Source organism: Porphyromonas sp. C0041D3, assembly GCF_056590575.1.
In genome coordinates this window covers 79,045-94,542 of sequence record NZ_JBWPWJ010000005.1, presented here as the reverse complement: position 1 = coordinate 94,542, position 15,498 = coordinate 79,045, and the positions used below count along the sequence as shown (strand labels likewise).

At 54.9% G+C, this 15,498-nt stretch carries 9 protein-coding genes; 2 read left to right on the top strand and 7 right to left on the bottom strand.

What is annotated here, in order from left to right:
• Positions 1-18: 18 nt before the first annotated feature.
• Together AC1EKE_RS04970 and AC1EKE_RS04965 are read left to right on the top strand one after the other, a co-directional pair.
• Positions 19-1,614 (top strand): RagB/SusD family nutrient uptake outer membrane protein, encoded by a 1,596-nt coding sequence (locus AC1EKE_RS04970; protein ID WP_480308510.1) that lies wholly within the window; start codon positions 19-21, stop codon positions 1,612-1,614.
• Positions 1,615-1,898: 284 nt separating this feature from the next.
• The gene (locus AC1EKE_RS04965) at positions 1,899-3,158 is read left to right on the top strand and encodes an SIR2 family protein (RefSeq protein WP_480308509.1); all 1,260 of its coding nucleotides are present in this window, start codon (positions 1,899-1,901) and stop codon (positions 3,156-3,158) included.
• Between the two features lie 1,093 nt (positions 3,159-4,251).
• Here the strand turns inward: AC1EKE_RS04965 and AC1EKE_RS04960 are convergent.
• The 7 genes from AC1EKE_RS04960 to AC1EKE_RS04930 all read right to left on the bottom strand — a co-directional run bounded on the left by AC1EKE_RS04960 (position 4,252) and on the right by AC1EKE_RS04930 (position 15,493).
• The gene (locus AC1EKE_RS04960) at positions 4,252-5,511 is read right to left on the bottom strand and encodes an ATP-binding protein (RefSeq protein ID WP_480308508.1); all 1,260 of its coding nucleotides are present in this window, start codon (positions 5,509-5,511) and stop codon (positions 4,252-4,254) included.
• Positions 5,512-6,686: 1,175 nt separating this feature from the next.
• Positions 6,687-8,354, bottom strand: a complete 1,668-nt coding sequence (locus tag AC1EKE_RS04955; RefSeq protein ID WP_480308507.1) for an AMP-binding protein — start codon at positions 8,352-8,354, stop codon at positions 6,687-6,689.
• Between the two features lie 124 nt (positions 8,355-8,478).
• Positions 8,479-10,587 carry a cytochrome c biogenesis protein gene (locus tag AC1EKE_RS04950; RefSeq protein ID WP_480308506.1) on the bottom strand — a complete coding sequence of 703 codons (2,109 nt, stop codon included), beginning with the start codon at positions 10,585-10,587 and terminating at the stop codon, positions 8,479-8,481.
• A gap of 19 nt (positions 10,588-10,606) precedes the next feature.
• Positions 10,607-11,983 (bottom strand): di-heme oxidoreductase family protein, encoded by a 1,377-nt coding sequence (locus AC1EKE_RS04945; RefSeq protein WP_480308505.1) that lies wholly within the window; start codon positions 11,981-11,983, stop codon positions 10,607-10,609.
• Positions 11,984-11,992: 9 nt separating this feature from the next.
• Entirely contained in the window at positions 11,993-13,177 is a 1,185-nt protein-coding gene (locus tag AC1EKE_RS04940) for an imelysin family protein (protein WP_480308504.1), read from the bottom strand.
• 34 nt (positions 13,178-13,211) lie between these two features.
• Positions 13,212-14,531: an autotransporter outer membrane beta-barrel domain-containing protein gene (locus tag AC1EKE_RS04935; RefSeq protein ID WP_480308503.1), complete on the bottom strand. Its 1,320-nt coding sequence runs from the start codon at positions 14,529-14,531 to the stop codon at positions 13,212-13,214.
• Positions 14,532-14,767: 236 nt separating this feature from the next.
• The gene (locus AC1EKE_RS04930; RefSeq protein WP_480308502.1) at positions 14,768-15,493 is read right to left on the bottom strand and encodes a lysophospholipid acyltransferase family protein; all 726 of its coding nucleotides are present in this window, start codon (positions 15,491-15,493) and stop codon (positions 14,768-14,770) included.
• Positions 15,494-15,498: the final 5 nt, after the last annotated feature.

Below are 15,498 nucleotides of genomic sequence, written 5' to 3'. Positions count from 1 at the left end.
ATACGCACCGATTATATTATGAAAAGAAATATTATTGCAACAGTGCTACTACTGTGTGGTCTGACGCTAACTTCCTGCTCTAAGGACTTTTTGGATACGGCTCCCACAGACGCACTTACCCGCGACCAGCTGAGTGGCTCCTTCAACGGAATGAAGGCGTTGCTGGATGGTGTACACAACACCATGTACAACTATGACTACTACGATGCTATGGGGAATCCTCAGGGCTTCGGGGTAGGCTATGGATCCTTAATGTTCAAGATGGACTACCTGGGCGACGACTTTATCAACTCTGTCCCCGCCATCTATATGGGGTTGCATCGCTATGAGGATCACACAAATCCTTATGGTGAAATTAATGAGAGGGCTTGGCTGTTTTTCTACTCCATTATCAATCAGTCTAGCACTATCATCAATTCCGCTGAGGCTTCAAAGGTCTCCGAGAAAGAAAAGGACTACCTCCTGGGGCAGGCATACACCTTCAGGGCTATGTCTTACCATTTTCTGGCTCAGCTCTTCGGAAAGAGGTATGTAAAGGGTGGTGCTAACGACACTCCTGCTGTGCCTCTGAAGCTTGATGGCGAGAAGACTGACCCGCTACCCCGTGCCTCTGTCAAGGAGATCTATGATCAGATCGACAGTGACATTGCCAAGGCTCTGGATCATCTGTCAAGAGTCGAGACGCAGGATAAGAACCAGATCTCTTATAGTGCTGCTTGTGCCATTGCCGCTCGTGTGGCTTTGGCTAAGCAAGACTATGCCGCTGCTGAGAAGTATGCTGCAGAGGGTATTGCAAAGAAGAATGGCAATATCAAGCTGCAGACGGGTACAGACCTGCTGGATGGGTTCAACGATATCAATGCCACCGAGTGGATCTGGGGCTACAAGCAGGCCTCTGATCAAGACCAGGGGTATTGGGGGTATATGGCCCACGTGTCTTGTAACTTCAAGGCATGGCAGATCGGAGGAACGCACTTCGCGATCAATCGTGACATCTATGATCCTATGGGGAAGAATGATGCCCGTCGTAAGTGGTTCGTCTGCGCCGATCTTGGTGATGAGATCCCAAGCGGAGTAAATGAAGAGCTCTTTGCGCTGGGTAACTATGCCGGTGGCAAGTGGTCGTCTACGGGGCAGCAGGTGAAGTTCTGGGCACAGTCCAGCGACAGCTCCAGAGGTGATATGCTCATCCTCCGACTCTCAGAGCTGTACTACATCAAGGCTGAGGCTGAGGCTCGCCAAGGCAAGGATGCTGCGGCTCAGAAAACGCTGGGAGAAATTATGGTGACTCGTGACCCTGAATACAATGCCTCTCAGTACTCTGGGGAGCAGCTTATCTCTGAGATTATGCGCAATAAGCGGATTGATCACTGGGGTGAGGGACTTCGCTTCTTTGATATCAAGCGTCTCGGAATTACCTTTGATCGCTCTACGGCAAGTAATGTGAAGTACCTTAGCGGTGCAGCTGCTGAGATGTTCAGGAAGAGAAATACCGGAGACCTCGTCAGGTATATCCCTAAGGATGTTAATTCTCCTGCCTGGGAATTTGCGATTCCTTACGATGAGATTAAGGCTGCCGGAGGTGTTATTAAGCAGAATCCTCTGGTACAGTAATTCTAATCCTGCTTTAGTACATTATATGTGAGTGTTAAGCTCACGCTATTTAAGGGGGGTGTGTCGAGTATTATCTTCGGCGCACCCCCCTTTGCGTGAGCTTGAGTAGCTCTTGAAGGGTTTTTGAGCTATAGGGCAAAAACAGTGTGCTTGAGCATTGAGTGAGAACAGATGCTATTACCATAAGGAAATAGGTATATTGTGAAAACAAGTGGTGTATAATAGGAGGTTTAATCACATTGTAATGCATTGCTAATATGCGTGAGACTAATCATCGGGTTACTATGATCATGGGTGCCGGGGCAGTTTTGGATATGAATTTCCCTGGTAATATAGTGACTCCCACGACAAAGAAAATAACGGAAGAAGTATTAAAACCCTATCGTGATATCTTCAACGATAGTAGAGAGATCACTGTGGTGAATGATATTTATGACGAGTTGATCAAAAAGTTTCCTGTAGATCCAAATATCTGGTGGGAGGATGACTTGAAGCCAAATGTCAACTTTGAGATATTGTTTCATGTTATAGAACAATTGCTCTCATATGAGAGTGTATGGTCTGGTAACAATAAGAATCCATATATATATCCCTACTTCGCACCCTTTACGAAGCAGAATTTTGTGTTTGATAGAAATGATTTATCTGCTGTAAGGAGTGAGTATGTTTTACGTATTATGAGAATTGTAAACGACTATAACGAATACTTTTGGAATGATAAAGGAAAGGAAAACTGGTATAGAGATTTCTTTGAGAGTGATTTCAAGTGGGATGTTTTCAACTTCAATTATGATACTACGGTGGAGCAGAGTTTGGGAGTCTTTGAGGATGGTTTCGAGCAGATTCCAGGTAGGGCTGATGCCATCTTCCGCCCTAAAAAGCTAATGGAGAATAAAGATAAGCTCTCCACTATTAATCATATTCATGGATGTATCAACTACTACTATAAGGACCATTCGAATGATGATATATTTGAGACGGATATATATGACTTGTATAAGTATCCTAGTTTTGATGAAGTGGAGGATCGAATGATAGGACGGGGGCAAAGTAACCCGGTCTCGCAAAATAACGAGGAATATATAGCGGGGCCTATCATTACAGGTCTTCGTAAGACGGAGAAACTTATATGTATGCCATACGACTTTTATCATGGTAATTTGCACAAAGCTATCGTCGGTAGTAATTCTATGGTTATAGTAGGGTACTCTTTTGGAGATTTGTATGTTAACAATCTTATCAAAAGGATGCATGCCATCTGGAGGGGAAAGGAACGCATCGTGTTAATAGATAAATGGTCCAGTGAGAATATGGAATATAGAACAGACCTTGAGAAATACCTGCAAATACTCCCCGGAGGCGAATTGGAATTTATTGAGTTGATGTCCGGATGTACTTATGTCGGAGAGTTGTCAGGTTTTTTGTTTCCCTCGAACTATCACTCCCCTAAGTACTCAAAGAATGGAAATCTTATGCTAGTCGTCTGTGGAATGAAGGAAGCTTCTGTTATGAGACAGGAAATTTATGAGTTTCTTGAGTCTTGAGTTTGGAGTTTTTCCTCAATGTAATCCATAATGATTATAATCAATGGCTTTGGTTGCCCATCTTTCTGGTGGTGTCATTCAATGCTACAAGGGGACCAACCACCTCAATAAGTATTGTTGGAATGTTGACCACACCCCCGATTGGTTTAACTACTGTATCGTTGATACTGAGGTCAACTACAATCCGAATGAGAACAACCCGGTACCTTTCCATGCTGAGGGTAATGATCCGGAGTTTGTCTTCTGATATAGTTAGCCTCTACTGATAAAGCAGTTTTATCTGCTTGCTATGATGGAGGGTGCGTCGCACGAGTTGCGGCGCACCTTCTTTGTGTACTCTGTCAGTGGATGTGTCAAGGGAATTGGTGACGTGCTGTGAGTCTCCGGTCCTTTGCCGAAGTATGCTCACCTGACAAGACCACTCTGAGCTCTTGCACAGAGCCTGACCGTGTGACTCAGATAAGGGTCATCCGTCAGGCTCCGTAGTGGATGATGTGCTGCTGAGACTTAGCTGATAATCGTGATGACGAGGCAGATCAGTCCTAAAGCTAGCGAGAGGATTCCCCCCCCCCACACACACAATGAGAATAGCGCAATGCGGTATGGGAGTTTCTGAGCCTCATCAGGGTGGTGCCTAAGAAAGTTGTACGTGCAAGATGGGCTAATCGTTACCTTAACGCTAAGAACAACGCACCCCTACCAGGGTGTAGCCTTTTAGTCCGCCCTATCTTGTCGGACGCGTTGGATGCCCTGCCCAAACTTGTCGGCTCACATAGCACGCCGGCATCCGCAAGGATGCTCGCTCCATAGGCATCGGTCGAGGCACGCAGTGCCGAAGACCGATGTATAGCCATACCCAAAAGACCTCGACCCCCTGCGGGTCGCCGTGAAAGGAGATGCCTGCTCGGCGACCCACAAGGGGTCGAGTGTGGTAGGGTGGGGCGCTGTACATCGGTCACCGCTTCGCGGATGACCGATGCCTATGGAGCGGGCACCCACAAGGGGTGTTGCCCGATCCCGCAGGGGCACGCTATATTATCGGGCGGATCGGATGGCTTGGGCAAGGGGCGGTAATTAGACCATACTTTATGAGTTATAGGATGCTGTCAAGCTCCCAAGCCGAAATATGATCAACACCTTCATTTGTTGGAAGCTTGAAGTCATCCAAGCTAATGACATACTTCGCATAGTTGTCCTCTATCGACAAAAGAGATCGGTACTCTCGCTCTATGGTCTCTCTCTCCGTCAATTGTAGCGTGACTTGGAAATAGAGCCTCCTGCTTCCCTTGATGGCGACAAAGTCTACCTCAGCCTCTTTATTTGTGCCTACATAGACTTGATATCCGGCCCGCCTGAGGCTTAAGTAGACAGCATTCTCGAGTAAGTACCCCATCCCATAGCCAAATCCGGAGTATAGATAATTGTGGTAGCACAGATCATTCAGATAGTATTTGCTATTGGCTAAAATAGTCTCCTTCCCCTTGATATTATATCTCTCTACCTTATGCACGAGGAACGTACTCTCGAGATAGGAGATATAGTTGGAGAGCGTCTCATAGTTTGTCTTCCTATTTCGTGACTTAAAGAAGTTGACGATGTTGGTGATGGAGATGATGCTGGAGGCGTTGTTGACCAGATAGACAAAGAGGTCATCCAGGAGCTTCACGTCCTTTACTTTATACCTTGCGACAATGTCACGAAGCATAACAGTATCCTTTATCGAGGAGACGTAGTTTTGCTTCATCTCATCATTGGGGAGGTTGAAGAGCTCCGGCAGGGCTCCGGCCTGAAGGAAGTCTAGGTAACTTCCTCTATTAGGCTCCTTGTGCGTGATGCCGCAGAACTCTGAAAAACTAAAAGGGAGTATCTCAAACGCCACATACCTTCCCGACAGTAGCGTTGCAAGCTCACCGGACAGCAGACTAGAGTTGGAGCCACTTATAAACACCTCACAAGGCTCAGCATAGTCTTGTGAGTGTGAGTTGACAAATCGCTCCCACTCCTTAACGCCTTGTATCTCATCAATGAAGAGGAATACTTTCCCCTGCGGCTTGAGCTCCTTCTTGTATTGCTGAAATAGGTCCTCGAGGTCTTGATAGTCAAGAATGTCTGAAAACTCAAGGTATTCCTTATTGATGTAAAGAATATTACGGGGAGGGGTGCCGTCAGCAATCAGCTGTGCTGCTATTTGCCTCAGGATGTAGCTCTTCCCGGCACGTCGCTGACCTACTAATACTTTGATCAGTTGGTTGTCAATGTACTGACCTATCTTCTCCGTGTAGAATGTGCGTGGGTATCCTAAGCCGATAGGACGCTCATCCCAGAAGTTGTATTTTCGTATGGACGTAATCATGTCAGGTGTGCTTGAAATTCTTGTACAAATGTAGGTATTTTCAAGTACACCTGAAAATATCGCTTTTTTGATAAAAATTTCAAGTGTGCTTGAAATTTCTATTGCCGACCCCTTGCGGGTCGGCGTGAAAGGAGATGTATGGTCGGCGACCCACAAGGGGTCGAGTGTGGTAGGGTGGGGCGCTGTACATCGGTCACCGCTGCGCGGATGACCGATGCCTATGGAGCGAGCACCCACAAGGGGTGCTTCTCCCTCCTCTCATCACGATGAGATCAATGGCTACTGTGCCACTTAAGCGTGTCACCCCTGATTTGTAGGTGGATCAGTTGTGTCTTATTCATCGGAGAAGTGTCGGAAAGGTGGCTGATCAGGGTCGGGGGAGACCCAAAGGGACAATCCCCCCTGCTGAGTGTGGTATATTTGCAGCCCGTAAGTCGGACAAGTCGGAAGTTTTGCCCAAATGCACTAAACCCTGATAGTAATATCGGCATCCGAAGGATGCCCGTTCCATAGGCATTGGTCGATGCACGAAGTGCCGAAGACCGATGTATAAGCCATACCGAAAAGACTACTTGGTAGGGGACCCCGGTAGGGGTCCGTTTTGCATAGCCCGGGTGTCGATGCACGAAGTGCCGAAGACCCCGGGTTACCTGTGGTACGCCTTATATATACGACCCCGACAGGGTGTCGCTCCCTCCGGGAGCTCTCTATTGCGAGCGACGCCCTGGCGGGGTCGTGGGGGTGAAAGAGGGCTATGCTTACCCGGGGTCGTCGGGGCTGCGCCCCTCCGACGCCCGGGCTATGAACAACGCACCCCTGTCGGGGTGCAGTGATGGATGATGACTGCTCGGCGACCCGCAAGGGGTCGAGGGTGGTAAGGATGGCTCTCGGCACATCGGTCACCGCTTCGCGGATGACCGATGCCTATGGAGCGAGCACCCCTACCGGGGTGCACCCCGCAAGTCGGACAAGTCGGACAAGTCAGATAAGTCGGACGTTATACCCAAATACACTAAGCTCTGATAGTATAATCGGCATCCGCTGCCCGCTCCATAGGCGTCGGGTGACACAGGGCGTGTCTGAGGAGACTGGGCATACAGAGAGAGGTCGCAGGTGGGGATTGGCGACCCGACCTGCGACCTCTGTATACCTATTAAGGATCCCTTGGGGGAGACTTACTTGACGAGGTAGCGCTTGACGCTCATCTTGGGCGTGCGCTCGAAGTCCTCCTCACGGAGCTCCACCTCAGCGATCTGCTGGTAGGGGTTGAGGAGGGTATTGATCTGCTTGCGCACCTCCTCGAGTGCTGCCTTGGGCTCCTTCTGCTCCTTCTCTAAGACAGCGTAGTCGGGGTAGACGACGGCAACGAGGCGCTCACCTCGCTGCACGACGACGCACTCGGCGACGTAGGGGTGGATATTGTACTTCTCCTCGATCGCCTCGGGGTAGACGTTCTCCCCATTGGAGGTAAGGATCATCGCCTTGATGCGTCCGGAGATGTAGAGGTACTCGTCCTTGTCGTAGTAGCCGAGGTCTCCGGTGCGGAGCCAGCCGTCTGCGGTGAAGAGCGCTGTGGTGGCCTCCGGATTTTTGTAGTAGCCTTTGCAGACATTCTCCCCGCGGACCTGGATCTCGCCCACCTCGTGCCCCTCGGCGTCCTCGGCGACGTGATCCGCCTTGGCGATGCGGACCTCCTGGATCATCGACATGATCTTGCCGACACTGCCGTGGCGGTAGCGCTTGGGCTCTATGTAGCTGATGAGCGGGGCGCACTCGGTCATGCCGTAGCCGACGGTGAGGGGAAAGCCGGCCTTCATCAGGAAGTCGGAGACCTCGTCATTGAGTGCTGCACCACCGACGATGAAGAACTTGAGCCGCCCGCCGAAGGTCTCCCGCAGCGTATCGCCTACCTTGCCGTAGATCGCTTTATTCAGCAGCGGGATCTTCAGTGCGAGGCGCGCCATCATATTGCCCTCGATCTTGGGGAGGATCGCCTTGGCGTAGATCTTCTCCAGCACGAGTGGCACGGAGAGGATCACGTGGGGGCGTACCTCCTTCATCGCCTTGACAAGGATCGATGGGGTGGGCTTGTAGCGCAGGATAAAGACGTGTCCGCCAACGGAGAGTGGCAGGAGGACGTTGAAGGCGAGGGAGAAGGCGTGCGCATTGGGGAGGAAGCAGAGGAGCACGTCTCCCGGCATCTCGACCTTCTTCTCTTGAGCTGCGAGGACATTGGCGATCAGGTTGTTTGCTGTGATCATCACGCCCTTGCTGGAGCCGGAGGTGCCTGAGGTGTAGGTGAGGAGGACGACATCCTCATTGGAGACCCCTTCGTAGTGGATGTCCTCCTTGGTGAAGCCGGCCGGGTAGCGCTCGGTAAAGAGTGCCTCCACGTCGATGTCATGGAGTCGCTCCTCGCGGGTCATCTCGGGAATGATGTTGCCCGACATGATGTCGACGAAGGCACGTACCTCGGGGAGATGGTCGATCGAGAGACGCTGCCGGTGATCGACGTCGGCAAAGACCACCACCGTGTCAGAGTGGTTGATGATCGCCTCCACATCCTCAGCTGTAAAGGCGGGCAGGATCGGCACGACGACCGCTCCATAAGTGACGATGCCGAGCCAGTGGATGCACCACTCAGCGCAGTCCTCACCGATGAGCGCCACCCGCTCCCCCTTCTTGACCTCTAAGGCCTCGAGGAGCAGTTGTGTGCGTGCCACCCCTCTCGCCACGTCAGCGTAGCTAAAGGTCTTGCCGGTGTCGTAATTGGTCAGCGCTGCCAGCGCCCAAGAGTCTGCAAACGACTTCTCGTAGGCTTTGATGAAAGGTGTCTCTATCATGTCTTTAATCCATTAGTCTCTAAGCATTACACGTACCCTCTCTCTTGCAAAATTACTCATTTTCCTGAAGATAGGGCTCCTGTACAAAAGCACCTCCGGGGGGACGCATTTCAGGAACTATCGCCTACCCGTACGAGTGGAGCCCGCCGAGCAGGGTATTGACGCCAAAGTAGGTCATCAGCAGTACCGCAAAGAGGAGGACCATACAGAGGTGATAGTGCCGCGGGTCCCGCAGCCACGGCAGCAGCCCCTCGTGGAGGAGTGCCGAGTAGGCGACCAGCGTGATCAGCGCCCACACCTCCTTGGGATCCCAGGACCAGTAGTTCCCCCAGCTGACATTGGCCCAGTAGGCACCGATCACGATGCCGATGATGAGGAGCAGGAGTGCGGGGTAGAGGAGCAGCAGGCTGAGGTCTCTCTGTCGCCGCACCTGCACCTGCGACTGTCGCCCGAGGAGGCTGTAGAGCCCGATCGCCGCCGTGGTGGAGAGGAGCGCATAGCTGATCATCAGCACGCTCACGTGGAGGCTCAGCAGTGGCGAGTGGAGCACCGGCATGATCGGCGTCATCGCCGGGGAGGACATACCGAGGTGCGCCACGAGGAGGAAGAACCCTGCCCCGCCCATGCAGAGTGCACCGAGAGGAGCGACACGCCGTACAAGGAGCAGCCCAAGGAGCGTGATCGACCAGGCGATCGCCAGAGAGGTCTCGTAGCCCGTCGCCAGCGGGACTCTGCCGGTGATGTAGGCACGGCAGCCGATAAAGAGAGTGAGGAAGAGGAGCCCCGCAAGGAGTCCCCACCGCACCACTTTACCCGAGAAGATCCGCGGAAGCGTGAGGGCAAGTAATGCAAGGACGAAGTAGGTGATGAAGAGGATCAGCGGGTAGGGGACACTGTGGTACAGGACCTCGGCACGGAGTCGGGGACGACTTGCCCTCACCTCCGGGACCTGATCCTGATAAGCAATCAGCGCATCGATCAGCTGTCGGTACTCAGCCGGGCTGTCCCGCTTGCTGATGAGTGTGGGCATGAAGGTGCGGATGAAGAGGCTGTCCCGCTCTGCCACTTCGCCCGGTGCTATGGGGGATCCGGCGGCATACCACTTCACCTTACCCGCCGAGGTGCGGGTGGGGAAGAGGTAGAGGGTCTCTCCCATGCGAATGCTGAACGCAAGCTCCACCGCCTCGCTCACAGCGACAGCCTGACGGGTGGCGGGGGAGTCGTCCCCCTCGTCGTACGCCCTGAGGTAAGGCTGGAGGAGATAGCCCCGCTCCGGGGAGAAGAGGTCGGTCAGCGCCACCCGTCCGGGGAGGTGGGTCTGCTCTCTCAACTCGCGCCCCTTGACCCGAATCAGTGGCTCTCTCTTGCAGCTGTCGAAGTCGGTCACCCAGCGGCGGAGTAGCTCTCTATGCCCTCGAGCAGATCCTGTGGTCTTGAGGGCAATGTCGCGCGACAGGGTGGAGAGCGGCACGACCCGCCCTCGGTAGTATACCGCCGGTTCCTCTGCATGCGCTTCCGAGGCGACGAGAGGGCAGAGGAGGACGAGGGGCAGCAGGGTGCGCCTCAGCAGTCGCCGGAAGCGCCCCTCTCTCTGCAGCATCAGCATCAGGAAGGCGAGGATCAGGAGAACGAAGCCGGCGTAGACGAGATACATCCCGATGGGATCGTAGGTGACGAGGAGGGAGACCTCGTCACTCTCCTCGGAGAGCGCATGGAGGAAGAAGCGGTAGCCCCGATGGCGCAGGATCTTATTCATCGAGAGCCTGTGGGCTGCCCCCTCCACCTCGACGACGGCGTAGTAGTCGGAGGGAAAGGCTCCCCCCTCATCGGAGTAGGTGGTGCCGTAGTCCCTCAGGGTGAGGGCAAAGGGGAGTGAGTCGGTCGCTGTCCCTCCCGAGAGGAGATAGCGCTCCACCGGCTTTCCCCGCTCGATCATTATCTTCCCCTGCCGGCTGAGGAGGGCAGTGCAGAGTCCTCCGACCAGGATCAGGAGGAGCGAGCCGTGGAGGATCAGCGTAGCTGTGGGGAGTCTCCTTCCCCCTCTCACGAGAGAGAAGAGCAACCCCAGCCCGGCGAGCAGCCAGAGGGTGATCATCCAGGGCGCCCCGTAGACCTGACGGATCGCCACCTCGTGCCCCAGCACCCGCTCCATCACGGTGCCGCCGGCGAGGATAAGAAGGAGAAGAGCGAGCAGGGCAAATGTGACCCCACCGGCTCTTCTCCTCCATTTCATTTGTAAGTCTCTACTCAAATCAGAGTGCTCTTAGGAAAGCGAGGACGGCGTCTCTATCGTCCTTGGAGAGCGCCTTAAACTTCCGCTTGACATGGTCAGCCTCCCCGCCATGCCAGAGGATCGCCTGCTCCAGACTGCGGGCGCGACCGTCGTGGAGGTAAAACTCGTACCTATTGACCGGATAAGTGAGGCCGATGCCCCACAACGGTCGGGTCTTCCACTCATGACCGTCGGCCAGGTGGTCGGGACGCTGATCCGCCAAGTCCTCGCCCATGTCGTGCAGCAGCATATCGGTGTAGCAGTAGATGGTCTGACCGGAGAGTGCCGCCACATCGGTCTGACCGGTGTGCATCGTGGGGACGTGGCACTTGGCGCAGCCGATCTCGTCGAAGAGCTTGTACCCCTTCTTCACCATAGGGCGATCGAGCCCCCTCGGCGCAGGGACGGCGAGCGTCCTGCCGTAGAAGACCACCGCATCCAACACATCGTCCGGCACCTCGTAGGTGGTCGGATCACCGTCGCCCTGCCGATCCCAGTCCTCCTCCACGGGGTAGAGGCGGTTGGTGAGGCCCATGTCGTTGACAAAGGCCTGACAGGTCTGCTCCATGACGGAGGAGGTATTGGCCTTCCATCCGAAGCGACCGATGCGCACCTTCTTATACTCATTATCCCAGACATAATTGGGCTTGCCGGAGATGCCGTCATTGTCCTTGTCGTACTCGTCTGCATGAGAGAGGATCTCCTCCTCGGGGATCGCCTCCAGCAGTCCCAGACCGTATGTCGGCATACCGATACGGGGCGAGAGCATATAGTAGGCAGGCAGGGGGATGCGGGTGTCAGAGATGGAGAACGTCGGACGGTGGAGGACCACCTTGGTCCCATCGTCGTAGACCTCTACCTTCTCCGACCACTCGACGTGAAACTTCGCCTCGGGCTTCACCCCGTCTATGGCGAGCTGCTGGAGCTGGGCGCCGAAGCCGGGGACAGGGATGTGCCCGTAAACAGGATCGTTGCCGCTACTGATGCGGAGGAAGAAGCCGCTCGGCTGATTGAGATTGCGAGGGAAGGGGGCGCGACCTTCGTTGGGGTGGCACTGGGCGCAGGTGTGATTATTGTACAGCGGTCCGAGGCCGGACATGACGTCTCCGCTCGGCACAAACTGGTGCTCGAAGATGTAGTCGCCGTGATCAAACTTCCGGGTCTGCTCCTCCGTCATCCCATCGACCGGCTGTCCGTAGGCCTTGCTGGAGGACATGTTGGTCGAGGCAGCACCGCCCGGACGCAGGTGGGCGACGATGTCGTAGGGGTCGGGCTCCACCGCCGGCTCCTGACGACACCCCGCAAGGGTGAGGGTCAGCGCTCCGCAGGCGATGGCTATCCACTCTTTTGTACCCATGGTCATCGCTTAGATCTCGCCCTGAGAGTCGCTGACGAGCGGTGCGATCTCCTTCTCGAGGATCTCGGAGAGCTTGATCACCTCTGCCTGAGCACTCTTCACCTCAGGACGATGGTGCTCGATGCATTCGGTGAAGGTGCCGGGGAGGTTCTTGAGCGCCGTCTGGGCCTTGATGATCTGAGCCTTAAACTTCTTATCCAGCTCAGGCTTCTTGAAGACATTGACGATCAGGTCGGAGATAGATGCGCCGGACTGACCCTTGTAGCTGCAGGTGTAGAGGTTGTAGACACTCTGGAGATTGTCCTGGAAGTCCTGTAGCGAGTTATTGGAGAAGGGGGACTCCTCCTTCTCGAAGTGGGGCTTGCCGTCCTTGTTGGTATCGCCGCCCTCTACGCTGCCGGTGGGGCCACCTCCATTGAGGGGGAACTCGATCTTCTCCTTCCCCACCTCGTCGACGATGTCCTGCATGCCGGTTACCATCTCCTCGATGGCTGCTTTGGTGGTGGGGTAGGCCTTGCTGCCCTTACCGGCCGCCTTGATCATCTTGGCAAAGGCGGGCCACTTGGTGGTCAGCTTGTCGCAGACGCTCTTCATATCGTTGGATCCGGCAACGAGGTACTCCAGGAGACGGGGATTGCCCTGGAGCTTCTCGATGGTGAAGGGGCTCTTCTGCGGACCCCACAGGATGAACTCCAGGAGGTGGAAACCGCGGGTCTCATTGTGCTTCTCGATGGTCTCCTTAGTGATCGGCTCATTGGAGGCGATGGTCTGGTTCATCAGGCTGACATCGACCGGCCAGGTATCCATATTGGGATCGATGTCGAGGGGGTAATTATCCTCCCCCTCAGAGATCTTATTGTCCTGGTCCAGCTCGCCGACGGGACCGAAGCCGAAGGCCTCTGTCTGCTCCCATGTCTTGCGGGCCACCTTCCACAGCTCCCGCGCCTTGTCTAGATTGGCCTGCGTGGGGCTCTTCTTCAGCTCCATGCAAGCCTTGTCAAGAGCGGTAACCTCAGCGGTGAGGTCAGCAAAGGAGCGGACAGTAACGATGTCGATGGTATTGGCGATCACCGAGGAGGTGTCGTACTGCTTCTCAGGATTTTTGGGCTTGTCACCATCGCATGAGGAGAGCAGCAGTGAGGTGCTCATCAGGGACAGGCAGAGACCTGCCTTAAAGATGTTAGAAAAACGCATAATATGGGTATGTAATAATTTATTGATTTTGCAATTAGAAAGAGAAACCGAGGCCGACCAGCAACTCCCGCTCCTTGGTCTTACGCCCCATGTCCTGCTTGGAGACCGGGTCGACGTAATTGTCCCCATAGGTGCGGTCGGTGTACTGGGCCTTGGCGACGAGACCGGGAGTGATCATCCAATTGAGCCCCGCGGTGATGACGCTGCGGCTCCACATATCGAGCTTGATCACATCGCCCGAGGTGCGGAACATCGTGTCGTAGTAGTCGTACCGGACGAAGGGGTAGAGCCTCTGCTTCGTCTCTCGATTAATCAGCGGGAGGATATTGTACCCCAGCTCTGCCGAGACGGAGAGAGCCTGCTTGCCGACAGCGGTGCGCTTGGCATTGAGGTGCTTGGAGAGGTGGGCGTTCTTGAAGGAGATGTTGTCCGAATTTTGCAAGTCGCCCCAGAGCAGGGAGCTATGGAAGCGCCAGTTGCCCTCATTGACCGCCAGGTGAGCACCGGCGACCTTGAGCCAGCCCTTCACATTCTCCATGTCGTATCGGGGGCGATTGGGATTCGTATTTCCCGCATAGGCGGAGAAGCCGACAAAGGACTCCCCTAAGCGACCGAAGTGGTAGTCCATACGGAGCGAGTAGGCGAGCGCCTCAGCCACCGGCATCTCGAAGCGGGTCTGATACCCCCTCTTGACCCAGTTGCGGCTTGAGAAACCACTGGAGTCGAGACCGGAGCTGACAGCCAGCTCGTAGGTGAGTCTATTGTGGAAAAAGCCTCCGAAGAGCATCACGCCCGTCTCGTACCAGCCAAGGGGGATCATCGCATCCTCGCCCTCAGGACGAAGTACGGTGAAGTACTTATTGGGTCGGTCAAGGCTGCTGGCGAGCCCCATATGGAGCTTGAAGCGGCCGACACGGAGATTGGCCATCTCGTGGGTGAGGAAGTCGAGGTAGAGGTGCTCCAGCTTTACCTCTCCGCCTTGCTCGATCTCCATCTCGTACTCACCGGCCTCCTCCAGTGCGTCAAATTCCATCGTGGCACCGGTACCACCGTGCTCAAACTCGATCTCGCTGCTCATCCGGATCCGATCCGTAAAGCGGAGCTTGAGATAGAGAGCGAAGCGCTCCTGGTCGAGGCGATCCTTGAGGTATGGGTCGCGCTCCTTGGTGAGATAATTCTGGTAATTGACCGTGCCATACCCAGACAGGGTGAGGCGATCCAGCAGATCCTTCCCGTGGATGCCCGTCCTTGGGAAGACCCGATCCTGCTCGACTCGCTCCTGTGCCACCACATTAGTGCCTCCGAGGAGCGCGAGGACGATGCCGGCAATGATGACTTTGGTGATTGCTCTCATATCTACTTTCGAACTAATAACATAAAAGGAGTGAACCAGTCCTCCTCAGCGGGGCAAAAATACGAAATAGAGTCCCTCGTTTTTCGTAAAGCGAAGGAAAATACCCACTGCCGAGTACCTTTCCGGCACCAATTACTCAGATCAGGGTAGGGGGCTGTAGGAAAGACACCTCCGCCACTCCTCAGGGTACGACCCGGGGAGTGGCGGAGGGTATAAGGCGGGGCTGTAAGCCGGTGCTACATGCCGCTCTTGATGGCGGTGGCGAGGTCATCGGTGAGGCGGATCATCCCCTCGGCATCCTCACTGTAGCCGGAGGTGCGGATAAGCGGATGGATCGTCATCGTGATGCGGAGGGGGTGGACGAAGTAGTGGTCCTTGGGCAGTGCCTCAAAGGTGCCGTCTATCGTCACCGGTAGCACGGGCGTACCGGTGGAGAGGGCGATGCTGGCGACGCCCTTACGCAGGCGTCCCACCCGTCCGGTCGTGGAGCGTGTCCCCTCTGGGAAGATCAGGATGCTGAAGTCCTCGGCAATCGTCGCCTTGGCATCATCAATCACCCTCCGTGCCCCACTCGGGGTGTGGTCGACGAAGATGAAGCCGATCCTCTCGCACGCCCAGCCGACGAAGGGGATCTTGCGGATCGGTGCCTTGAGCACCCAGCGGCACGGCATGTGGAGATACCCCCCCATGACAAAGACATCGAGGGCGCTCATGTGATTGGGCGCCACGAGGACCGCCTCGTCGGGGATGTTTTCCTTACCCCGCACCGTGACGGGCGAGAAGAGGAGGGTCATCGTGAGCTTGCTCCAGATGCGGGAGGGGAGGTAAGTGGCTCCCCGCCTCCAGCCAAGTGCGGAGCCGAGCACCGTGAGGATCGACGTGAGGATCGTGGCGAGGACGAATATCGGGACAAATAGCAGCCAGTAGTAGATCGCCCAGAGGGGCTTAAGTAGTGGATTCATAACGG